The 22642-nt window shown below is 67.9% G+C and carries 23 protein-coding genes; 9 read left to right on the top strand and 14 right to left on the bottom strand.

The window, feature by feature from the left end:
- The 4 genes from purL to DTA22_RS24880 form a co-directional block, all read right to left on the bottom strand.
- The gene (gene purL, locus DTA22_RS24865) at positions 1-2322 is read right to left on the bottom strand and encodes a phosphoribosylformylglycinamidine synthase subunit PurL (RefSeq protein WP_037230572.1); all 2322 of its coding nucleotides are present in this window, start codon (positions 2320-2322) and stop codon (positions 1-3) included.
- A 143-nt stretch (positions 2323-2465) separates the two neighbouring features.
- Positions 2466-3749 (bottom strand): M18 family aminopeptidase, encoded by a 1284-nt coding sequence (locus tag DTA22_RS24870; RefSeq protein WP_112301235.1) that lies wholly within the window; start codon positions 3747-3749, stop codon positions 2466-2468.
- Between the two features lie 25 nt (positions 3750-3774).
- On the bottom strand, positions 3775-4128 hold the full coding sequence (locus DTA22_RS24875; protein WP_112301236.1) for a VOC family protein: 354 nt from the start codon (positions 4126-4128) through the stop codon (positions 3775-3777).
- Between the two features lie 40 nt (positions 4129-4168).
- Positions 4169-5368, bottom strand: coding sequence for a macrolide family glycosyltransferase (locus tag DTA22_RS24880; RefSeq protein ID WP_174233857.1), 1200 nt, complete (start codon positions 5366-5368; stop codon positions 4169-4171).
- 100 nt (positions 5369-5468) lie between these two features.
- Between DTA22_RS24880 and DTA22_RS24885 the strand changes: the two genes are divergently transcribed.
- Positions 5469-6059 (top strand): TetR/AcrR family transcriptional regulator, encoded by a 591-nt coding sequence (locus DTA22_RS24885; protein WP_112301238.1) that lies wholly within the window; start codon positions 5469-5471, stop codon positions 6057-6059.
- Positions 6060-6068: 9 nt separating this feature from the next.
- On the opposite strand, the gene malQ is transcribed toward DTA22_RS24885, so the two are convergent.
- Entirely contained in the window at positions 6069-8174 is a 2106-nt protein-coding gene (gene malQ, locus DTA22_RS24890; protein ID WP_112301239.1) for a 4-alpha-glucanotransferase, read from the bottom strand.
- A 196-nt stretch (positions 8175-8370) separates the two neighbouring features.
- Between malQ and DTA22_RS24895 the strand changes: the two genes are divergently transcribed.
- Entirely contained in the window at positions 8371-9018 is a 648-nt protein-coding gene (locus DTA22_RS24895) for a HemK2/MTQ2 family protein methyltransferase (protein ID WP_112301354.1), read from the top strand.
- Positions 9019-9075: 57 nt separating this feature from the next.
- The gene (locus tag DTA22_RS24900) at positions 9076-9369 is read left to right on the top strand and encodes a WhiB family transcriptional regulator (protein WP_037230580.1); all 294 of its coding nucleotides are present in this window, start codon (positions 9076-9078) and stop codon (positions 9367-9369) included.
- A gap of 45 nt (positions 9370-9414) precedes the next feature.
- On the opposite strand, the gene purQ is transcribed toward DTA22_RS24900, so the two are convergent.
- Together purQ and purS are read right to left on the bottom strand one after the other, a co-directional pair.
- The gene (purQ, locus tag DTA22_RS24905; RefSeq protein ID WP_009477892.1) at positions 9415-10092 is read right to left on the bottom strand and encodes a phosphoribosylformylglycinamidine synthase subunit PurQ; all 678 of its coding nucleotides are present in this window, start codon (positions 10090-10092) and stop codon (positions 9415-9417) included.
- Complete coding sequence (gene purS / locus DTA22_RS24910) at positions 10089-10328, bottom strand: phosphoribosylformylglycinamidine synthase subunit PurS (RefSeq protein ID WP_005244409.1); 240 nt, start codon at positions 10326-10328, stop codon at positions 10089-10091. The genes purQ and purS overlap by 4 nt, the downstream gene beginning before the upstream one ends.
- A 131-nt stretch (positions 10329-10459) precedes the next feature.
- On the opposite strand from purS, the gene DTA22_RS24915 reads away from it, so the two are divergent.
- The gene (locus DTA22_RS24915) at positions 10460-11107 is read left to right on the top strand and encodes an MBL fold metallo-hydrolase (RefSeq protein ID WP_112301240.1); all 648 of its coding nucleotides are present in this window, start codon (positions 10460-10462) and stop codon (positions 11105-11107) included.
- Between the two features lie 50 nt (positions 11108-11157).
- On the opposite strand, the gene DTA22_RS24920 is transcribed toward DTA22_RS24915, so the two are convergent.
- From DTA22_RS24920 to DTA22_RS24930, 3 genes are all read right to left on the bottom strand, one after another.
- Entirely contained in the window at positions 11158-11862 is a 705-nt protein-coding gene (locus DTA22_RS24920) for a DUF2334 domain-containing protein (RefSeq protein WP_037230582.1), read from the bottom strand.
- A gap of 97 nt (positions 11863-11959) precedes the next feature.
- On the bottom strand, positions 11960-12454 hold the full coding sequence (locus DTA22_RS24925) for a glutathione peroxidase (protein ID WP_037230583.1): 495 nt from the start codon (positions 12452-12454) through the stop codon (positions 11960-11962).
- 82 nt (positions 12455-12536) lie between these two features.
- Positions 12537-13922, bottom strand: a complete 1386-nt coding sequence (locus DTA22_RS24930) for a cation:dicarboxylate symporter family transporter (RefSeq protein ID WP_037230584.1) — start codon at positions 13920-13922, stop codon at positions 12537-12539.
- 160 nt (positions 13923-14082) lie between these two features.
- On the opposite strand from DTA22_RS24930, the gene DTA22_RS24935 reads away from it, so the two are divergent.
- From DTA22_RS24935 to DTA22_RS24950, 4 genes are all read left to right on the top strand, one after another.
- A complete protein-coding gene (locus DTA22_RS24935) occupies positions 14083-15648 on the top strand; it encodes a sensor histidine kinase (protein WP_112301241.1) in 1566 nt (521 codons plus the stop codon).
- Entirely contained in the window at positions 15645-16334 is a 690-nt protein-coding gene (locus DTA22_RS24940; RefSeq protein ID WP_112301242.1) for a response regulator, read from the top strand. The genes DTA22_RS24935 and DTA22_RS24940 overlap by 4 nt, the downstream gene beginning before the upstream one ends.
- Before the next feature lie 82 nt (positions 16335-16416).
- The gene (locus DTA22_RS24945) at positions 16417-16941 is read left to right on the top strand and encodes an LppP/LprE family lipoprotein (RefSeq protein ID WP_112301243.1); all 525 of its coding nucleotides are present in this window, start codon (positions 16417-16419) and stop codon (positions 16939-16941) included.
- Positions 16942-17104: 163 nt separating this feature from the next.
- A complete protein-coding gene (locus DTA22_RS24950) occupies positions 17105-17284 on the top strand; it encodes a hypothetical protein (RefSeq protein ID WP_037230587.1) in 180 nt (59 codons plus the stop codon).
- A gap of 103 nt (positions 17285-17387) precedes the next feature.
- Here the strand turns inward: DTA22_RS24950 and DTA22_RS24955 are convergent, their stop codons facing one another.
- From DTA22_RS24955 to DTA22_RS24970, 4 genes are read right to left on the bottom strand one after another with little or no spacing between them, the layout of a single operon-like run.
- On the bottom strand, positions 17388-19517 hold the full coding sequence (locus DTA22_RS24955) for a S9 family peptidase (protein WP_112301244.1): 2130 nt from the start codon (positions 19515-19517) through the stop codon (positions 17388-17390).
- A gap of 3 nt (positions 19518-19520) precedes the next feature.
- Complete coding sequence (locus DTA22_RS24960; RefSeq protein ID WP_112301245.1) at positions 19521-20405, bottom strand: phosphoribosylaminoimidazolesuccinocarboxamide synthase; 885 nt, start codon at positions 20403-20405, stop codon at positions 19521-19523.
- Positions 20406-20416: 11 nt separating this feature from the next.
- Positions 20417-20725 (bottom strand): hypothetical protein, encoded by a 309-nt coding sequence (locus tag DTA22_RS24965; RefSeq protein ID WP_112301246.1) that lies wholly within the window; start codon positions 20723-20725, stop codon positions 20417-20419.
- Positions 20726-20736: 11 nt separating this feature from the next.
- On the bottom strand, positions 20737-21390 hold the full coding sequence (locus tag DTA22_RS24970) for a DJ-1/PfpI family protein (protein WP_112301247.1): 654 nt from the start codon (positions 21388-21390) through the stop codon (positions 20737-20739).
- A gap of 208 nt (positions 21391-21598) precedes the next feature.
- Here DTA22_RS24970 and DTA22_RS24975 point away from each other — a divergent pair, with 208 nt between their 5' ends.
- On the top strand, positions 21599-22555 hold the full coding sequence (locus DTA22_RS24975) for a GlxA family transcriptional regulator (RefSeq protein WP_112301248.1): 957 nt from the start codon (positions 21599-21601) through the stop codon (positions 22553-22555).
- The last annotated feature ends 87 nt before the right edge of the window (positions 22556-22642 follow it).

Genomic DNA, 22642 nt, shown 5'->3' on the forward strand with positions numbered 1-22642 from the left:
TCACCCGAACAATGCCGGCAGAGTTCCCTCGAACGTCGTGCGCAGCTCGGCCAGCGAGACCGAGAACTGGCCCTGGACCTCGACGGAATCGGACCCCTCGTCCACCACACCGATGCGCACCCACGGGAGATTACGGGCCGTGCACATACCGGTAAAGCGAGTTTCCTCGGTGCGCGGGACCGCAACGAGCACGCGGCCCGACGACTCGGAGAACAGGGTGACGAACGGATCGGCGTCGTCGGGAAGCAGGATCCGGCAGCCCGTCTCCCCGGCCAGCGCGGCCTCGACGACGGTCTGCGCGAGACCACCTTCGGACAGGTCGTGCGCCGCGGACACCAGTCCGTCGCGGGACGCCGCGAGGAGGATGTCGGCCAGCAACTGCTCCCGCTCGAGGTCGACCTTCGGCGGAACGCCGCCGAGGTGTCCGTGCTCGACCTGCGACCAGATGGACCCGTCGAACTCGTCGCGGGTGTCGCCGAGCAGGATCAGCGTTTCGCCCGGTTCCAGTCCGAGACCGGTGGGGATGCGACGGTGCACGTCGTCGATGACACCGAGCACGGCCACCACCGGGGTGGGCAGGATCGGGGTCGAGCCGGTCTGGTTGTAGAAGCTGACGTTGCCACCGGTGACGGGGATGCCGAGCTTCGCGCAGCCGTCCGCCAGGCCGCGGACGGCCTGCTGGAACTGCCACATGACGCCGGGATCCTCGGGGGACCCGAAGTTCAGGCAGTTGCTGACGGCCTTGGGGGTCGCGCCGGTGACGGCGACGTTGCGGAAGGCCTCGGCGAGCGCGAGCTGGGCGCCGGCGTACGGGTCGAGCGCGGTGTAACGGCCGGACGCATCGGTGGCGAGCGCGATGCCGCGGCCCGTCTTCTCGTCGACGCGAATCACGCCCGAGTCGGCGTTCTCGGCCAGGACGGTGTTGCCGCGCACGTAGCGGTCGTACTGCTCGGTGATCCACTTGCGGCTGCACAGCGCCGGGGACGCGAGCATCTTCAGCAGGGTCGCCTTCAGTTCGTCGGCCGACTCGGGACGCTTCAGTCCGGCGGTGGTGTCGGCGACGAGGGCGTCCTGGCTCGCGGGACGCTGCACGGGGCGCTCGTACACCGGGCCCTCGTGGGCGACGGTGCGCGGCGGCACGTCGACGACGGTCTCGCCGTGCCAGGAGATGGTGAGCCGCTCGCCGTCGGTGACCTCACCGATGACGGTGGCGAGGACGTCCCACTTCTTGCAGACCTCCATGAACGCGTCGACGTTGTCGGGGGTGACGACGGCGCACATGCGTTCCTGGGACTCGCTGGACAGCACCTCGGCCGCGGTCATGCCGGTGGCCCGCATCGGGACCTGCTCGAGGTTGATGTGCATGCCGCCGTCACCGGCCGCGGCGAGCTCGGACGTGGCGCAGGACAGGCCGGCGCCGCCGAGGTCCTGGATACCGACCACGAGCTTCGCGGCGTACAGCTCGAGACAGCACTCGATGAGCACCTTCTCGGTGAACGGGTCACCGACCTGCACCGCAGGGAGCTTCTTCCTGCTTTTCGATGCTCCAGCTCCGCCTTCGGCTTCGTGTTCGTCTCCTGATTCGTCGCCGTCGAACGTCTCCGACGCGAGGACGGACACGCCGCCGATGCCGTCGAGGCCGGTGCGCGCACCGAACAGGATGATCTTGTTGCCGGCACCCGACGCGAACGCGAGATGCAGATCCTCGACGCGCATTGCGCCGGCGCACAGGGCGTTGACCAGGGGGTTACCGGCGTACGACTCGTCGAACACGGTCTCGCCGCCGACGTTGGGGAGGCCGAGCGAGTTGCCGTAGCCGCCGACACCGCGCACCACACCGTCGACGACGCGTCGGGTGTCGGGGGCGTCCGCCGCACCGAAGCGCAGCTGGTCCATGACGGCGATGGGCCGCGCGCCCATGGCCATGATGTCGCGGACGATGCCGCCGACGCCGGTGGCCGCGCCCTGGTAGGGCTCCACGTAGGACGGGTGGTTGTGGCTCTCGACCTTGAACGTGACCGCCCAGCCGTCGCCGATGTCGACGACGCCGGCGTTCTCGCCGATGCCCGCGAGCATCGAGGAACGCATCTCGTCGGTCGTGGTCTCACCGAAGTACTTGAGGTGCACCTTGGACGACTTGTAGGAGCAGTGCTCGCTCCACATCACCGAGTACATCGCGAGCTCGGCCTCGGTGGGGCGGCGGCCCAGGATCTCCTTGATGCGGGCGTACTCGTCGTCCTTCAGACCCAGTTCCTTGAAGGGCTGTGCGACGTCGGGGGTCGCGGTGGCGGCGGTGACGGTGTCGACCGGGTGTGCTGACACTGGAGGTGGGGTCCCTTCCCTACGGGAGTCAAGAGAGGCAAGCCGGGAGTCACGGTCGGCGCAAGCCGGGTGGCGACGAGCCGTACGTCAGTCTATCCGGCGGCTCGTTCCGGCACCGACCTGGCGCTCCTCGCCCCGCTTCCTCACGCCGTCGGTGTGAGGAAGGCCGCAAGGGCGTCGGAATAGGCACGCACGTCACGGGCACCCATCAGTTCCCGCGCCGAGTGCATTCCGAGCTGGGCGGCGCCCACGTCGACGGTGCTCAGTCCGGTCCTGGACGCGGTGATCGGGCCGATGGTCGAACCGCACGGTAGATCGGCCCGGTGCACGTACCGCTGCAACGGCACGCCGGCCTGGTCGCAGGCGAGGGCGAACGCACCGGCTCCGGCGGCGTCGGTGGCGTAGCGCAGGTTCTGGTTGACCTTGAGCACCGGTCCCCCGTTGACGGCGATGTGGTGCGCGGGCTCGTGCCGGTCCGGGTAGTTGGGGTGCGTGGCGTGTGCCATGTCTCCGGACGCGCAGATCGATCCGGCCATCGTCTGCAGGAATTCTTCGCGACCGCCGCCTCGGCCGAGGACGATGCGCTCGAGCACGGTGCTCAGGAGGTCGGAGAACGCGCCCCGGTCGGACATGCTCCCCACCTCCTCGTGGTCGAACAGCGCGAGCACCGGCACCCGGTCCCCGGGGTTCTCGGCCGCCGCCAGCAGCGCCTGGGTGCCCGCGTAGCAGGTGCCCTGGTTGTCGAGCCGCGGCGCACTGACGAGGTCCTGTTCGGTTCCGACGAGGGCGCTGGGCGCGAGATCGTGGGTCATCAGTTCCCATCCGAGCACCGCGTCGGCAGGCACCTCGGCCCGGTCGGCCACGAAGTCGATGAACGAGCGGCGTTCGGACCCCACACCCCACACCCCGTTGAGGTGGCGCTGTGGATCGAGGTGGACGCCCTTGCGGTCCTCGGACAGGTGGATCGCCAGCTGCGGGACGCGCAGGATCGGTTCGTCGACGCGGACGAGTTTCTCCTCGACCGTGTTACCGGCCCGCACGCTCAGCCTCCCCGAGATGCCCAGGTCGCGGTCGAGCCACGAGTTGAGCCACGCACCGCCGTACGGTTCGAGACCCACCAGCTGCCACCCCGCCGACGACAGGTCCGGGTGCTGCTTGACGCGCAGGTTCGGGCTGTCGGTGTGCCCGCCGACGATGCGGAACGGCGCCGTCCGGCCCAGCCCTTCGGTACTCCACGCGATCAGGGATCCGCCGCGCACGAGGAAGTACCGGCCGGGCTCGCCGGGCCACGAGTCGGTCTCGTGTAACTCGGTGAAACCGTTGCCGGTCAGCAACATCGACACCGTCGCGCACACATGGAACGGCGACGGTGATGCATCGACGAAGGTGCAGAGTCCCTGGGCGTCGGCCCACGTAGTGGAAGGCATGGGGTCAATCATGCAGGACCGGTTGTCACGTGTGGGGACCCGAGACGCAGAACTGGTTGCCGTCGGGATCGGCGAGCGTGACCCACCGGAAATCGCCCATCTCGTGCTGCGCGACCTCCGTCGCGCCCTCGGCGCTCAGCCTGCCCACCTCGCCGTCCAGGTCGTCGGACGCCAGGTCGAGGTGGATGCGGTTCTTCCCCGGAGTGGGATCGCCGACCTTCTGGAACGCCAGCTTCTGCGCCGAATCCGGGAGGGCGACGACGTAGAACCAGCCGTCGTTCTCCTGCTCGACCGTGCCCGCCATCTGCTTCGCCCACCACTTCGCGAGCGGTCCAGGATCCGTGGTGTCGAACGTGATCATGCCGAGTGTGAGTGCCATGCCCGCAGAGTAGACGTGACCACCGACACGTTTCGCGGGTTCACAGGAACTCCTCGATCACCCGGACGGCGGCCTCCACTCCACCCGCAGAACGCAACTCGGCGGCGAGCTCGGCGCTGCGGCGCCGGACCGGCTCGGCGTCGAGGTGCGCGAGCGCGTCCCGCAACTGGGCTGCCGACACGTCCGAACTCTCCACTCGCACCGCGACTCCCGCGGCGACGAGCGCGTCGGCGTTCTCGAACTGGTCGGTGGCCTGCGGCGCGGCGATCATGGGTGTTCCCGTGAACATTCCCTCACTGGATCCGCCCATGCCTGCGTGGGTGAGGAACGCGTCGGCCTGCTGCAGGATGTCGAACTGGGGCACCCACCGGTGGATCTCGACGTTGCCGGGCACGGGTCCGAGTTCGGCGACGTCGACGTGCTGCCCGATCTGCAGAACGACGTGCCAGCCGTCGAGGTCGCCGAACGCCTCGATGCAGCGCCGGTAGAAGTCGGCCTGATCGGTGAACGCGGTGCCGAGCGAGATGAGCAGCACCTTGCGCGCGCCTGCCAGACGCTGCCACCGGCCGTCGGCGGGCCGCCGGGTGGGCAGGGCCGGTCCGACGAACGTGTAGACGTCCTCGTTCACCCGGTCGGCATTGGGCTGCATCGATTTCGCGATCAGCACGACCGCCCGCGCCGGGCGCCCGTAGAACTCGTCGGGGTCGGTCTCGACACCGTTGTCCCGCAGCAGCTTCCCTTGCCGCTCGTACAGTGCCGCCCCGCGTGGGTCCGCCCGCATCGTGTCCACGAACGACTTCATGTCGTCCTCGTAGCCCTCCCACGCCACGTACGTCGGCGACAATTGCACGATCGGAACGCCCCATTCCCCGGCGAGGACCCGGGCGGGGCCTCCCGCGATGTCGTAGAGGAACAGGTCCGGGCGGTCGTCCTCGTACAGCGCCCGCAGCTGGGGCAGCATCGACTCGTATTCGGCCTGGAACAGGGTGAGCTGATCGATGGTGTCGCCGTCCCAGGAGTTTTCGGACTCCTCCGTCGCACCCCCCGTGTTCACCCGCGGCAGCGTCGAGGCGTACTCCTTGAATTCCGCTCCGGTGCTCTCGACGACGTCCTTCACGGCGGCGTCGTTGGCGTACGTCACGCGGTGCCCGCGCGTGACGAGTTCACGGAGAATCTCCAGGCTCGGGTTGACGTGCCCGGGCGCCGGAATGCTGACCATGGCGATGTGCGAGCGGGTCATCTTCATCCTTTCCGATACGGAACGGTCCGTCTCGATCAAGGGTGACAGGTGACCGGAGTTCAGTCAAGACGATACGTCTCGTCTGGTCTACGATTCATTCATGCCGTCCGCCGACAATCCCCGCCGTTCCGAACGGTCCCGCGCCGCGATCCTGCAGGCCACGCAGGAACTGATCCGCGAACAGCCCTACGGGAAGATCAGCATCGAAGGCATCGCCGCGCGCGCCAAGGTCGGGAAACAGACCATCTACCGGTGGTGGCGATCCAAGGGCGCGCTGGTCGTGGACGCACTGCACGAACAGAACGCGGCCGGCGCCCAGGAGGCCATGGCACTGCCGGACACCGGCGACCTCGCCGCCGACATGCGCCTGGTCCTGCGGGCCACGGTCGACGAGTTCACCTCACCCGATTTCGAACCGCTGTTCCGGGCGTTGTCCATCGAATCGCTGCAGGACCCCGCACTGCAGCAACAGATCGTCGAGCGGATCTACCGGCCGCAGTTCGAATTCGTCGCGGCACGGTTCCGCTCCGCGCAGGACGCCGGGCAGGTGCGGCCCGACGCCGACCTCGCCGTCGCGTTCGAGTTGTTCATGGCGCCGATGTTCTACCGCTGGCAGAGCGGAGCGCATCCCCTCACCCACGACCACGCGGACGCCGTCGTCGACCTGGCGATGCGCGCTCTCGCCCCCTGACGTCCGGGATCAGCGGGCGTCGTCGACGAACCCGAAATCGCCGTCCGCCAGGTCAACGACGTGGACGGCACGCCCGGACGCGTCCGCGAGGGGAATCTTCCAGTTCGAATACTGGGTCTCGTCGGTGCCCGGCTGATTCTGGACGCGGTACTCCCCCACCAGATCGGCGAGTGCGACACCCGTCAGCAACGACGGGCTCCGGTCGATCAGCCGGTACAACGCCTTCACGGTGTCGGGTATCGATGCGTCGTCGGCCAGCAGTCCGCGGTCGCGCGCCAATTGCAGGACGGCCTCGCGCTGCCGGGCGTCGTGTTCCTTCTCGAGTTCGAGGTCGCGTTCGAGGAGCCCGAGCCGCGAGCGCAATTCGATGTGTTCGCCGGCCAGGTATCCCGCGGTCGGCGGAAGATCGTGCGTGGTAACGGATGTCAGGCACAGGGTCCGGTATCGCTCCGGTGGTGTCGGCCGCTCGCCGTCGTGCTCGAACCACAGGATCGAGGTCCCGAGGATCCCGCGCTCGGCGAGGTAGTCCTGGACCGCGGGTTCGAAGACCCCGAGGTCCTCGCCGATCACCACGGCGCCTGCCCGCTCGGCCTCGAGGGCGAGGATCCCGATGAGCGCCTCGTGGTCGTAGGAGACGTACGTTCCGTCGGCCGGCGACTCCGCGTCGGCGGGGATCCACCACAGCCGGAACAGCCCCAGGATGTGATCCACCCGCAGCCCACCCGCGTGCTTCAGCACGGTGCGCAGCATGTCGCGGTACGGGGCGTATCCCAGTTCGGCCAGCCGATCCGGCCGCCACGGCGGCTGATTCCATTGCTGACCCTGCTGATTGAAGTCGTCGGGAGGAGCGCCGACGGTAATGCCCTCTGCCAGAGCCGTTCCCAGCGACCACGCGTCCGCGCCCCCGCGCTGGACCCCGACAGCCAGATCGTGCACGATCCCGATGTCCATGCCCGCCGCGCGTGCCGCATCCTGGGCGTCGGAAAGCTGCTCGTCGCATACCCATTGCAGCCACGAGTAGAACGCGATGCGCGGCGCGAGCTTACGCCGCTGCGCCTGCACCCAGTCGCTGTCGGGCGCAACGGCCTTCGTCGTCCATCGCGGGTCGTCGGGCGGCAGTTTCTCGGTGAGCGCGCACCAGGTCGCGAAATCTCGCAGTCCGTCCCCCTCGACGCGGCAGAATTCCTCGAACGCGTGCTGCCTGCTCGGGCTGCGCTCGATCCGGAAGACCCGTTCGAGCACCCGGAGTTTGGCCCGGTAGGACGGGTTGCGGTCGATCCGGTCGGACCGGTCGTTCGCCCGCTCGAATCGCGCTGCGGCGTCGCGCATCCGTGCATGGCGCCGCGTCGAGAGGTACGCCGTCTCCGGGATGTTCTCGACACGGATGTACATCGGGTTGACGTAGCGGCGGGTGGTCGGCAGGTACGGCGACGCCTCGATCGGCGGCCGGGGCTGCGCAGCATGCAGTGGATTGACCAGAACGTAGTCGGCGCCGTGAACGAAACCGAAGATCGAGGCGAGATCCGCGAGGTCGCCGAAGTCCCCGACACCCCAGGACCGACGCGACCGGATCGAGTACAACTGCGTGAGCACACCCCAGCGTCGGTGGTCGCTCAGTGCGTCCGACGTCGACAATCGTGCCGGTGTCACCACGAGGGTGCAGGACGCGGACGTGAGCGAGGTGGACGCTCGTACCGTGTGCCACCCGCACCGAACGTCGGCTGGGACGACGAACGTCGCGCGGCCGACCAGGACGCCGTCGACCTCCCGCGGATCGACCCACACCTGGAGTTGGCGTGCCGGGACCGTCCCGCCCGACTCCGTGTCGATCGTGACGTCCACCGGCTCGCCGTGCGGAACGTGGACCACGAAACGGGTCTCCGAACCTTCTCTACCGACGACGACCGGCGGCAGCGTCCGTCGCCACGGTGCCGTGTCGCATTCGGACAGGGCCCGCCGCACCTCGTCCTCCGTTCCGGAGGGGACGTCCAAGGCCGAGAGGACGCTGCGGAGCGTGTCGTCACGCACGTCGTGGCGCTGCTGATCCCAACCCCGGTACCACGTCGCCACCCCGTGCCGGGCCGCGAGGCCACGCAACTGCTCGGTATACGTCACCCCGTCGATCGTGCCAGTTCACCTCGGAATCTGCGCGGCTTACGGCCCCTGCCACGGCAGTCGGAGCGCATCGGCGTGATTGGCCCTGCGTCGACCGGGGTAACTGTGGAGTAATCAGACGCACGGCGTCCACGGTGAGTCCGCAGGGGCATGCCGTGGACGCACCACGATGCGACCGGCGACCGAGGAGTCTTCGATGCTGCTACGTCTTCCCGGAGTCTATCGCCCGCAACACGATACGCAGTTGCTGGCCGACGTCCTGGCCGCGGAGCCACTCGGCCCCCACTCCCGGGTGCTCGACCTCTGTGCGGGAACCGGCGCGCTGAGCGTATGCGCCGCCGCCGCGGGTGCAGACCGGGTGACCGCGGTGGACGTGTCGAGGCGAGCCGCGATCAGCATCAGACTCAATGCCCTTGTCGGAGGGCACCGGATCCGGGTGATTCACGGCGATCTCATCGAGAAGGTTCGCGAGGAACGGTTCGACATCGTCGTGTCCAACCCGCCGTACGTTCCGGCACTGGCCGACGCCGTGCCCGACCGCGGTCCGGCACGGGCCTGGGACGCGGGGAAGAACGGTCGCGCACTGCTCGATCGGATCTGCTGCCAGGCCCCCGACGTTCTCGTCGCCGGCGGCGTCCTGCTGCTGGCTCAGTCCAGCCTGAGCGGAGTCGAGAAGACTCTGACGATGCTCGAGGAACAGAACATGCGGGTCGACATCGCCGCGACCGCCGAGATCCCCTTCGGACCGGTCCTCGTCGAACGCAGAGGCATGCTCGAGCGGAGAGGGCTCATCGAGGTCGGCCAGACCCGCGAGGAGATCGTGGTGATTCGCGCCGTCAAGTAGACATCGAATCTGTGCCACAACGCTTTTCACTACCGACGACACTCCGAGGGAGTCGACATGCCGTCATCCACTCGCCTTCCCAGCCCCAACACCGAGGCCTGGGACTGGCAGATACACGCCCTGTGCCGGGGCGTCGAATCGTCCGTCTTCTTTCATCCCGACGGCGAGCGGGGCTATGCCCGCAGCAACCGCGAACGTCGCGCGAAAGCGATCTGCCGGCGCTGCCCGGTTCTCGTCGAATGCCGGGACCACGCCCTGAGCGTGACCGAACCGTTCGGAATCTGGGGCGGGCTCACCGCGTCCGAACGCCGCAGCATCACGCAGGACGGCGAGGGAACCGTCGCTGTCTGACCCGGCACCGCGCTAGGCACTCGGCCACGCACGGTGCCGGTCGGCTCAGGCGGAGATGACGCTGTCGAGGACGGAGTAGAACATGCCGAGTCCGTCGTCGCTGGGGCCGGTGAGGGCCTCGGTGGCGTGCTCGGGGTGCGGCATGAGGCCCACGACGCGGCCGTTGGCCGAGGAGATGCCTGCGATTCCGCGCTGCGAACCGTTCGGGTTGTCGCCGACGTAGCGGAACACGACGCGACCCTCCCCCTCGAGTTCGTCGAGGACGTTCTCCGACGCCTGGTAGCGGCCCTCGCCGGACTTGAGCGGGACGAGGATCTCGGCACCCGACTCGTAGCGGGACGTCCACGCCGTCGACGTGGCCTCGACCTTCAGCCACTCGTCGCGGCAGATGAAGTGCAAACCCTCGTTCCGGGTGAGCGCGCCGGGCAGGAGGCCCGCTTCACACAGAACCTGGAAGCCGTTGCAGATACCGAGGACGGGCATGCCACCCTGCGCGGCCTGCACGACCTTGCCCATGACCGGCGCGAACCGTGCGATGGCGCCGCACCGCAGGTAGTCGCCGTAGGAGAAGCCACCGGGGACGATGACGGCGTCGACACCCTTGAGGTCGGCGTCGCCGTGCCACAGGCTCACGGCCTCGCCGCCGGCGAGGGTCACCGCACGGGCGGCGTCGACGTCGTCGAGGGTGCCGGGGAAAGTGATGACTCCGACGCGGGCGCTCATGCTTCGACGCGCCTCACGGTCCAGTCCTCGATCACCGTGTTGGCCAGCAGGGCCTCGGCGATCTTCTCGAGCTGGGCGTCGTCGACACTGCCGTCGACTTCGAGCTCGAACCGCTTGCCCTGACGGACATCGGAAACTCCAGCGAAGCCGAGCCGTGGCAGCGCTCCGACAATGGCCTGCCCCTGGGGGTCGAGAATCTCGGCCTTGGGCATGACTTCGACGACGACACGGGCCACGTGCTGCTCCTTGTAGTAGTGCGCGAGCCCAGAGTGGAACACCGGGCACCCGGAAGTTTACCGGGCTACCTGCCTGCGGTTCGCATCGGACGAACGGGACGAGCCATGCATGCAGGCGCATACTCGAATTCATGCGATTGACTCACTTCGGCCACAGCTGCGTCCTCGTCGAGTTGAACGGTTCCACCATCCTCTTCGACCCGGGCAACTTCTCCCACGGATTCGAGGGCATCACCGGACTGGACGCGATCCTGGTGACCCACCAGCACCCCGACCACGTCGACCAGCAACGACTGCCCGCCCTCGTCGAGGCCAACCCCGGCGCGGCGCTGTACTCGGACCCGCAGACCGCGGCCCAGCTCGGCGGCGCGTGGACGGGGGTGCACGCCGGCGACGAGTTCGACGTCGGCGACGTGCACGTCACCGGCACGGGCGGGCGGCACGCGGTGATCCACCCCGACATCCCCGTGATCGACAACACGGCGTTCCTGCTCGGCGATGCCGGCAACCCCGCCCGGCTGATGCACCCGGGCGACTCGCTGTTCGTCCCGGAGCAGAAGGTCGACGTGCTGGCGCTGCCCGCCGCGGCGCCGTGGCTGAAGATCTCCGAGGCCATCGACTACCTGCGCGCCGTCGCACCGCGGGTCGCGGTGCCGATCCACCAGGCCATCATCGCGAACGAGGCCACCGGCATCTTCTACGGCCGCTACTCGGATATGGCTCCCGAGGGCACCGAGTTCCGCACGATGCCGAGCGAGTCGAGCGTCGAGGTGGCCTGACGGCCCCGTGAGTACTTGTTAACCGCCCGCGGTTAACAAGTACTCACGGGTCAGGCGGCGCCGATCTGCGGGATCCGCGGCTCCCAGCGGTACACCTGCGGCCGCGCGTCGTGATAGAGCGCGAGGTCGACGGCGTCGAGCATCGCCTGCCGCGGTCCCGACGTGCCCAGTTGCTTCGCGGTGACGGCGAGGCGCACCACACCCCCACGTCTGGCGGTCCGTCCGGACCCGAGGACGAGCGCCCGGCACCACCACGGTTCGGCGCGGAATCCCTCACCGATCCCCAGCACGCGCGACCGCACCGACGTCTCGCGTTCGAGGTCGTGGATGGCGGTCATCGCAGCCAGCAGCCGGAACCCGGCGGACGGCAGAGCCGCGACAGCGCCCTGCGACGCCAGCCAGCGGGGCGGAGCGAACAGTCTGGTGCGCAGTCCGGTCTGTTCCATCACCCGGTCCGCCGCGAGCAGTCGCAACCGCGCCTCGTGCTCGGGAAGGGAGGCGAACTCGGCCCGGCGACGTTTGGTCGCGGCCTGGTCGTATCCGTGGAGGACGACGGCGTCGCCGCGGGATCGGCGCGCGCGGACCCAGTCCTGCGTCGCGGGGTCGTTGACCAGTCGATACTTGTCTTTCAGGCGCGGGGCGACGAGCAGCGACAGCGGCACGCCGCGCGCATCCATCTCCTCGGCGAACGCGGCCGCGAAGTCACGCGTCTCGTCCTTGATTCCTGACACCGACACGATCAGCTGTCCGGTCATGGTCCCAGCGTGACAGGTGAACGTGAACAAGAGGCAAAGTGCTCGTGCGCCTTTCCGGTAATGGGAGCTACCGGAAAGGCGCACGAGCGCGAAGCGCCTACTGCGGCAGGACCGCCTCGATGGCCTCGACGACCTCGGGGGCGTCGGGCTCGGTGCGGGGACGGAACCGGTTCACGACGGTGCCGTCGGGTGCGACGAGAAACTTCTCGAAGTTCCACTGGATGTCGCCCGCGGCGCCCTCGGCGTCGGCGGCCTTGGTCAGTTCCTCGTAGAGCGGGTGCCGGTTCTCACCGTTCACCTCGATCTTCTCCAGCAACGGGAACGTGACGCCGTAGGTGGTGGAGCAGAAGGTCTCGATCTCTTCGGCGGTGCCGGGCTCTTGACCCATGAACTGGTTGCACGGGATGCCGATGACGGTCAGCCCGCGGTCGGCGTAGTCGGTGGCGAGCTTCTCGAGGCCCTTGTACTGCGGGGTCAGTCCACACTTCGAGGCGACGTTCACCACGAGGACGGCGCGACCGTCGTATTCGCCGAGTGAGGTCGGGGTGCCGCCGAGTGTGTTGATGCCGATGTTCTGAACAGGTGTCGTCATGCGAACCAACGTAGCCAACAAACCTCTGTGCGCCCAGGCTTCGAATCGCCCGGGCGCACAGAGGTTTACTTCGGAGTGGGTGTCAGCTCTTCACGAGCACCCGCTGCTCGTCGGCGGCAGGGGTCTCGGGGGCCTGCTCTTCGACGACCTCGCCGTGGCCGTCGTCGACCATCGTCGACTCGTCGAACGGGAGCTTGCCGTCGAGGACGGTGCGGACGCGCTCGTTGTCGATCGTGTTGGTCCAGGATCCGACGAGCAGGGTGGCGACGGCGTTACCGGAGAAGTTCGTGACCGCGCGGGCCTCGGACATGAACCGGTCGATACCGACGATGAGGCCGACGCCGTCGAGCAGTTCGGGACGGTGGCTCTGCAGGCCGCCTGCGAGGGTGGCGAGCCCGGCGCCGCTGACTCCGGCAGCACCCTTGGACGCGATGATCATGAACACCAGCAGCGACAGCTGCTCGGGGAAGGACAGCGGCTGGCCCATTGCGTCGGCGATGAAGATCGACGCCATGGTCAGGTAGATCGCCGTGCCGTCGAGGTTGAACGAGTAGCCGGTGGGGACGACGACACCGACGGTGGTGCGCTCGACGCCGACGTGTTCCATCTTCGCGATCAGGCGGGGCAGTGCGGACTCGGACGAGGACGTGGCGAAGATCAGCAGGTACTCACGGGCCAGGTACCGGACCAGCTTGAAGATGGAGACGCCTGCGACGACGCGGAGCACGGATCCGAGGACACCGAACACGAAGATCAAGCAGGTGAGGTAGAAGCCGAGCATGAGAGTGGCGAGCTGGACGACGGCGCCGAGACCGGTCTGGCCGACGACGTTCGCGATGGCACCGAAGGCACCGATCGGTGCGAGCCACAGGATCATCGACAGGATCTTGAAGACGAGCTTCTGCACGGAGGCGACACCGCGCAGGATCGGCTCACCCTGCTTGCCGAGGGCCTGCAGTCCGAAGCCGACGAGCAGCGCGACGAACAGGGTCTGCAGCACGCTTCCCTCGGTCAGCGCCGACATCAGCGACGTGGGGATGATCGACTGGAGGAAGTCCATGGTGCCGCCGGCGCCGTGGGCCTTCTCGGCGAGCGCCGCTCCGGTGCCCGCGGTGTCGGCGCTGATGTTCAGGCCGGAGCCCGGGTTGAGCAGGTTGCCCACCACCAGACCGATGCCGAGCGCGACCGTCGACATGCCGATGAAGTAGGTGAGGGCGAGTCCGCCGACCTTGCCGACCTTCGCGGCGGCCTTCACCGATCCGATGCCGAGCACGATCGTGCAGAAGATGACCGGGCTGATCATCATCTTGATCAGGTCGACGAACATCGTGCCGAGCACGCCGAGCGACTTGCCGACTCCCGGAGCCAGCCATCCGACGAGGACGCCCGCGACGACGGCGACGATGACCCCCATGTACAACCAGTGTGTCCGGTCGCGCTTCTTGGTCTTCCCTGTCGCAGTACTCATGGGATTGTCCTCCAATTCGAGTGGCAAGCTGATCGGTGAGGCCGGTTAGTGACCGCGATCACGTCTTGGAAGAATCTTCTAAGCGATCGCTTGGCTGGAGAAGTTTGTGTTCATTACGTTCAGGAGAAATGCATTGCCTCACCATCCGCCGAGACGGCCCATGAGCGTCGCGAGGCAGCTCTTCCTCCTGCAGCTCGTCGTGTTGGTGCTGGTCATCGGCGCCGGGACCGCGCTGGCCATCGTCGATCAGCGCCGCGACAGCGACGAGACCACCCGTCGTGCCGTCACGGCCGTCGCGACCACGCTCGCGCTGTCGGACGGCACCGTCGAGGCGTTGCGGTCCCCCGACCCGACGGCGGTTCTCCAGCCCCAGACCGAGCGGATCCGCGCCGCGACCGGCACCGATTTCATCGTCGTGATGACTCCCGCAGGCATCCGCTTCACCCACACCAACCCGGAGCTGATCGGTGGTGTGTTCTCCGGCAACATCGAGCGCGCCCTCCGCGGGGAGACGTTCACGGAGACGTACGCCGGCTCGCTGGGACCCTCGATCCGGGCCGTGGCCCCGGTGTACGACGGCGACCGGATCGCGGGTCTCGTGTCCGTCGGCGTCACGCGCGAGAAGATCGGCGACCAGTTCGCCGCAAGTCTGCCGACCATCTTCGCGGTCGCCGCGATCGGTCTGGCGGTGTCGGCGGCCGGCTCGTTCCTGCTGAGCCGGCGCCTGCGCCGTCAGACACTGGGGATGGCGCCGGACGAGCTGCGGCAGATGTACGAGCATCACGACGCCGTCATGCACTCGATCGGCGAGGGCCTGGTGGTGCTCGGCCGCGACAGCGGTGACACCGCGAAGGCCGAAGTGGTGAACGACGAAGCGCGCCGCCTCCTCGATCTCCCGGAGGGCCCCGTCCCGGTGACCGCGCTTCCGGAATCGCTGCGACAATCGCAGGACGACGATTCCCGGGACGAGGTGCACGTGACCCCCGACCGCGTGCTGCTGGTCAGCCGGGAGCCCGTGAAGTGGGAGGGGCAGCGCCTCGGGACGGTGCTGACATTGCGTGATCGCACCGAAATGCAAAGCATCATGGGCGAACTCGACTCGGTACGCGGATTCGCGGAATCGCTGCGGTCACAGGCCCACGAATCGGCGAACCGTCTGCACACGATCATCACGATGGTCGAACTGGGCCGCTACGACGACGCGATCGCGTTCGCCACCGAGGATCTGCGGTTGTCGCAGGAACTGATCGACCGCCTGATGACGGCGGTGCACGAACCCGCCCTGGCCGCACTGCTGCTCGGCAAGGTGGGTGTGGCCGCCGAGCGGGGAGTCGACCTGACCGTCACCGAAGACACCGCTCTCGGGCCCGTCGCGCCGCTCAGTGCGCGGGAACTCGTCACGCTGGTGGGTAATCTCGTGGACAATGCGATCGACGCCGCTCGCGGTGCGACGGAGTCCCCCGGAGAGGATGCGTGGGTGGAAGTGACCGTCCGTCAGGAGGATTCGATGATGGTGGTGCGGGTGGCCGACAGCGGACCCGGCATTCCCGCCGACGAACTCGACAAGGCGGTCACGCGCGGCTACTCCACCAAGTCGGGTCAGCGCGGGCTCGGGCTGGCGTTGGTGGCCCAGGTGGTGGCGCGGCACGGCGGGACGATCCACACGGAGCCGTCGCTCGGGTCGATGATCGTCGTCGAGATCCCGATCGACGGGGCCGCCTCGTGATCCGTGTGATGATCGTCGAGGACGAACCACTCATCGCCGAGGCCCACCGGGCGTATGTGGAACGCATTCCGGGTTTTTCGGTCCACACCGTCGTTCACGACGGCAACGGAGCGATGCGCGCGGTCGCCGCCGCGAACGCCAGCGACGACCCCATCGACCTCGTCCTCCTCGACATCGGCCTGCCGGATGCCAGCGGACTCGACGTGGCGGCGGCACTGAGCGGCGTGCGACCGAGTCCCGACGTGATCGCGGTGACGTCGGCCCGCGACCTCGAGATGGTCCGCACCGCCGTGGCGCGCGGAATCGCCCTGTATCTCCTGAAGCCGTTCACGTTCGCCGCGTTCCGCGACAAACTCGAGCGGTACCGGGAATTCCGCGACGCCCTGCCCGCCGGAAGCAACGCGCTGAGCCAGCACGACATCGATCGGGCGATGTCGGCGCTGCGCACCTCCGACGAGCGCGCGGCATCCCCGAAAGGCGTTGCACCACAGACACTCGACCACGTCTCCGCCTGCGTCCGTGACGCTGCGGGACCGCTGACGGCGGCCGAGGTTGCCGCCAGTATCGGGGTCTCCCGGGTCACGGCCTGGCGGTATCTCGAACGTCTCGCCGACGACGGCGTGCTGACCCGACACACCGAGTACGGCAGGGCGGGGCGCCCGCAGATCCGGTACGCGCTGCGCTGACCCGTAACGAACCGGCCACGCCACGCGAGACAGTGAGTGAGGCGAAGTAATTCCTGTCGGGGGGACAACGCAGGGAGAACGCATGAAGACTCACGTGGCAGCGTTTCTGACGGTCGCGGCCGCGACCGCGCTCACCGGGTGCACCGGGAACGGCACCGCAGGGGCACCCACCCCGGCCGTAGTGCAGGCCGGGCTCTGCCTCGATCTCGATTCCGCGCTGGTCACCGACGCGTTCGCGTCGCTCGGTACCGCACCGGGTGGCGATCCGTGGGTACCGGGAACTGGCTCCGATGCCGCCGGTGAGAACTGCCCCGCACTGCTGTGGGCCACGGCGGAGACGCCCGGGGGAACGGTGAGCTCGCCGACCCAGGTGCTGTTCTTCCACGACGGCACGTATCTGGGCACCGCGACAGCCGAATCGTATGCCTACACCCAGGTGGTCGGATCCACCGACGACTCCGTGTCCGTGGAGTACAGGTGGCTCGGCGAGCAGGACGCCAACTGCTGCCCGTCGGGCGGACCTGCGGTCGTCACCTACTCCTGGGACGGATCCCGGGTTGTCATGGAGCAGCCGTTACCGCAGGAGATGCTCGACTCCTACAAGTGACATTCGACTACCACTGTGGCGCACCAGCATTGATCGGACGCCGCAAGACCAACCCGTGCCGAGTCGAGAAAACCTCACCTAGAGGTTGTGACCCGCATCACATCGGTGGACGATTGTAGAGGAGTCACCTCCGGCTCGTAGTAACTCAGTCAAGGACCTTCACATGTCTAGCAGAATTGCCACCACACTCGCCGCGATTGCAATGACCCTGTCACTCGGCGCTCTCGCTGCCCCCGCAGCTGTCGCCGCACCGCTCGCTCCCGCACCGACCCCGGCAGTCGGTTCGATCTCGGTCTGCCTCAACCTGCCACTGGGGTCGGCCAGCATCAGTTTCTGCATCTGAGCCCTGCGAGGCGGAAAGCGCCCTGACAAGCCGATTTCCGCCTCGCCCGCCGATGCTCTTCACACGCCGAGATTTCGCATCCTCGGCGCGGGTGCCGCAGTACCTAATCGCCGATCGTGTCGAGCACCCAGGCGAATTCGAACGCTACTTCTTTCCACTTCTCGTAGCGTCCGCTGACACCGCCGTGCCCGGCGCTCATCTCCGTCTTGAGGAGCAGCGGCGAGTCGCCGGTCTTGGTGGCGCGCAGTTTGGCCACCCACTTCGCCGGTTCGACGTAGAGCACCCTGGTGTCGTTGATGCTGGTGATCGCGAGGATGGCCGGGTAGTCCTTGGCCTCGACGTTCTCGTACGGACTGTACGAGCGCATGTATTCGTAGACCTCGGGGTTCTCCAGCGGGTTGCCCCACTCGTCCCATTCGATGACGGTCAGCGGTAGCGAGGGGTCGAGGATCGACGTCAGCGGGTCCACGAACGGAACGTTGGCGAGGATGCCGGCAAACAGTTCGGGTGCCAGGTTGGCCACCGCACCCATCAGCAGGCCACCTGCGCTGCCGCCGTCGGCGACCATCTGCTGCGGCGTGGTGCGTCCGGTGTCGATCAAATGCCGTGCGCTCGAGACGAAGTCGGTGAAAGTGTTCTTCTTCGTGAGCGTCTTGCCGGTCTCGTACCAGTGTCGGCCCATCTCGCCGCCGCCGCGCACGTGCGCGACCACGAACACCACTCCGCGGTCGAGCAGGGACAGCCGCGCGACGGAGAAGGCAGGATCCATGCTGGCCTCGTACGATCCGTAGCCGTAGAGGAGCGTGGGCGCGGGGTCGTCGACGCCGTTCGTCTTGCGCCGGACGATCGAGAGCGGGATGCGCGTCCCGTCCTCGGCGACGGCCCAGTCGCGTTGCTGCTCGTAGTTGCCGGCGTCGAATTCGCCGAGCACGGGTTGCGACTTACGCAGGGCGAGTTCACCCGTCGACAGCACGTAGTCGTAGACCTGGCCGGGCGTGATGAACGACGTGAACGCCATCCGCAGGGTCGGTTGCCGCCATTCCGGGTTGGCCCCGAGCCCGACGCTGAAAAGTTCCTCGTCGAATTCGATCTCCGTGAACTCGCCGTAGCCGTCCTCGCCGAGCGGCCAGATGGCCAGCCGGGTCAACGCTTCGCGGCGGTAGCCGAGCACCAGGTGATCGGCGAACGCGTCTACCTCCTCCAACCGCACGTCGGAACGGTGCGGAATGAGAATGGTCTGCGACGTCGGATCGGACACCGGCGCCTCGGCGAGCACGAAGTTCTCGGCCTTCTCCCCGTCGACGACGTCGTTGTGCATGATCAGGAAGCGGTCTTCCCCCGCGACGACCGCGTGCTCGACGCCGTATTCGACGCCCTCGCGTCGCGGCAGCACCACCCGGAACTCGCCCTCGGGATTCTCCGATTCGAGCACCCAGCCTTCGCTGGTGATCTTCGACCCCACCCAGATCATCAGGTACTTCTCGCTCCGGGTGGATCCGACCGACACCCAGAACCGCTCGTCCGGCTCGTGGAACACGGTGACGTCCTGCGCACGGTCGGTGCCGAGCTTGTGCCGCCACACGGTGTCGGGGCGCCAGGACTCGTCGACGGTGAGATAGAAGACGTGACTGTGGTCGATGGCCCAGGTGGCGCCGGGCGCGGTGTCGGGGATCTCGTCGGGCAGCAGTTCGCCGGTCACGAGGTTCTTGAAGCGCAGCGTGTACCGCTCGTCGCCGACCACGTCCACCGAGTACGCGAGGAGCGTGCCGTCGTGGCTGAGAGAGAAGGCGCCGATGGAGAAGAAGTCGTGCCCCTCGGCCTCGGCATTGCCGTCGAGCAGCACCTGCTCACCGGGAAGTTCGACACCCGGAGCCAGTTCCGGCGGGGTCCAGTCGCCGGGGCCTGCGATCGGCGCCCGGCACTGGACGCCGTACTGCTTGCCCTCGATGGTGCGGGCGTAGTACCACCAGTCGCCCATGCGGGTGGGAACCGACATGTCGGTCTCCTGCGTGCGGGACTTGATCTCCTGGAAGATCTGGTCCCGCAACGGCGCGAGATGCGCGGTCTGCTGCTCGGTGTACGCGTTCTCGGCCTCGAGATACGCGACGACTTCCGCGTCTTCCTTGTCGCGCAGCCACTCGTATTCGTCGACGAACGTGTGACCGTGGTGGACGCGTTCGGTGGGGACGGTCTTCGCGACCGGCGGGGTGAGTTTCGCGCCTTCTGAGGTCATGTCTCAGCCCACCCAGTCCGCGAACGACAGACCCGAGATCCGCTCGTACGCTTCGATGTACCGCTCGCGGGTCGCCTCCACGATCTCCGCGGGCAGCGGCGGCGGCGGAGTGTCGGACGCGCGGTCCCAGCCGGATTCGGGCCCGGTGAGCCAGTTGCGAACGAACTGTTTGTCGAAGCTCGGCTGAACCTTCCCGGCCTCGTACCCGTCGGCCGGCCAGTACCGGGACGAATCGGGGGTGAGGACCTCGTCGGCGAGAACCAGGTTGCCCTGCGGATCCAGGCCGAACTCGAGCTTGGTGTCGGCGAGGATGATGCCCCGGTCCGCGGCGAAGTTGGATGCCCGGCCGTAGACGTCGAGGGTGTCGTCGCGCAGCTTCACGGCCAGATCCTGGCCCACCTTCTCGACCACGGCCTCGAAGCTGATGTTCTCGTCGTGCTCGCCCAGTTCGGCCTTACTGGCGGGCGTGAAGATCGGGTCGGGAAGCTGGCTCGCCTCCACCAGACCCTCGGGCAGTGCGACTCCGCACACCGCGCCGGTCTCGTTGTAGTCGATCAGCCCCGACCCCGTGAGGTAGCCGCGGGCCACGCACTCGACGGGGACCATGTCCAGCTTCCGGACCACCAGCGCGCGGCCGAGGACCTCTTCGGGGATCCGGCTGTCGTCGGGCTCCCCGGCCAGGTGGTTGTTGCCGCCGAGGACGCCGAAGAAGAAGACGCTCATCGCGGTGAGCACCCGCCCCTTGTCGGGGATCGGGGTGCTGAGGACGTGGTCGTAGGCGGAGATCCGGTCGCTCGCGACCAACAGGAGGTGCTCGTCGTCGATCGTGTAGAGGTCGCGGACCTTGCCACCGGCCAGATGGGCGTATGAATCGAGTGAGGGGCGCACGGTGGTCCAGCCTATCGGTCGGGCACCGACCGGCGGCCGCTGACCTTCGAGCTGGGCAGACGGCCCGCCGTCGACTTCCCGGTCATCTCGTCGCCCTCGACGACCACGTCGAACTTCAGGTGGAGGCGCAGCGGCGTGGTGATGGACTGAGACCAGGTGAGCCGGTTCCCGTCGAGCGCCGGGTCGGTGAGCGGCACTTCCTCCGCGTCTCCACGAGCGGTGCCGCGGAGTTCCCCGTCCTGCGTGACGAAGGTCAGTTCGACTCGTTGCTTCCCGATGGGCGTGGCGATCACCACGTTCCAGGTGCCGTCGACAGACATGGTTGTGCTCCTCAGATGGGGGTGGGTTCGAGCCCGCGGGCACACCAGACGGTGCCGCGGCGCTCGTAAGCGAACAGCGTCTCGACCGCGTGCGCGATGCGCGGTCCCAGCTCCCGCTCGAGCAGATACAGCCCGAGGTCCAGACCCGAGGTGACGCCGGCCGCGGTGACGAGGTCTCCGTCGTCGACGACGCGGGCATCGACGGCGACCACACCGGTGGCGTCGAGCAGATCCATCCCCAGGTGATGGGTGACGGCGTGGCGGCCTTCGACGAGTCCGGCCATCGCGAGCACGAGCGAGCCGCCGCAGACGGTGGCGACGATCAGGTCGGGGTCGGCACAGGCCTCCCGCAGCACGTCGGGGAGCCGCGTCTGGAGGGTCCGCGCGAGAATTCTGGCGATGGTGTCGTCGCCTTCGCCGCGCTCCTCCACGCGCCCCGACGCACCGGGCACGACGATCACGTCGGCCGTGTCCGCGTCGAGCGTCGCGGTCGCCCGCAAGCTCAGCGGCGCCGTTCCGCTGGGTACCTCACGCGCACCCTCCGCGGAGGCCAATTCGACGGTCAGCGCGCCGCCTGCGTGCAGGCCACCCGCGTGCAGTACCTCGAAGGGAGCGATGACGTCGAGCGGGTCGAAGCCGTCGAACAGCGCGATCTGGACATGCATCCGTGGTGCCTTTCCCTGTCTGCCTCATGCCGAGTACATGGGGCCGCCAGTGACGCTAGCCAGCCGATGGACACCTGAGAACTGGCATTTTCGCCACATACCAACAGATTGTCGCCACCACATATCCGCAGCTTTCTGCTACACGCACCGCCATTCAGCGCCGTGATGCTGCCTTGGCGGAAATCGATCGACTGCGTAGGTTGTAGCCATGCACACCGTGGCAGTCCTGGCACTCGACGGTGTCATCGCGTTCGATCTCGCCACCCCGATCGAGGTCTTCGGCCGCACCAGGCTGCCGGACGGACGCGCGGCCTACCGGGTGAAGGTGTGTGCCCCGGACCAGGACGTGGACGCCGGCGCATTCACACTCCGCGCGCCCTGGGATCTGAGCACTCTGGACACGGCCGACACGATCATCCTGCCGGGGCTGGCCGACCCCACCGCTCCGGTTGCACCCGAAGTTCTCGAGGCGCTGCGCCGGGCCGCCGACAGCGGCACCCGAATCGCGTCGATCTGCGTGGGAGCGTTCACTCTGGCCGCCACCGGACTACTCGACGGCAGGCGGGCGACGACGCATTGGGCGGCCGCCGAACTCCTCGCCTCGCGCCACCCGCTGATCGACGTGGACCCGGCCGTGCTCTACGTCGACAACGGCCAGTTCCTGACCTCGGCAGGCGCCGCGGCAGGCCTCGACCTGTGTCTGCACATGATCCGCTCGGATCACGGGTCGGCCGTGGCCACCGACGCTGCCCGGTTGTCGGTCATGCCGTTGGAACGCGAAGGCGGCCAGGCACAGTTCATCGTTCACGAACGTCCACCGTCCGCGGAGCTGACGAGCCTCGAACCGCTGCTCCTGTGGATGCACGAGAACAGCCGCGAAGACCTGACGCTCGACGACCTCGCCCGGCGAGCCGGGATGAGCACCCGCACCCTCAATCGGAGATTCCGCGAGCAGACCGGCACCACACCGTTGCAGTGGCTCCACCGCGTCCGGATTCATCAGGCGCAGTATCTCCTGGAGACCACCGCTCACTCTGTCGACCGCATCGCCGCGCAGGTGGGGTTCGGGTCGCCGACCGCGTTCCGCGACCGGTTCAAGCGCGTCGTCGGGACCAGCCCCGCCTCCTACCGCGCGGCGTTCCGCGGATCCTCGGCGACCGCGTAGCGGCTGCGCGGGCACAGCCGCGGAACACTTCGTCTCCCTTTGTCGTTACCGTTGGTCAGGAACTCTTGTGAGCGCGGTAACCGGAAA

Source organism: Rhodococcus wratislaviensis (genome assembly GCF_900455735.1).
Lineage (GTDB): Bacteria > Actinomycetota > Actinomycetes > Mycobacteriales > Mycobacteriaceae > Rhodococcus_F > Rhodococcus_F wratislaviensis.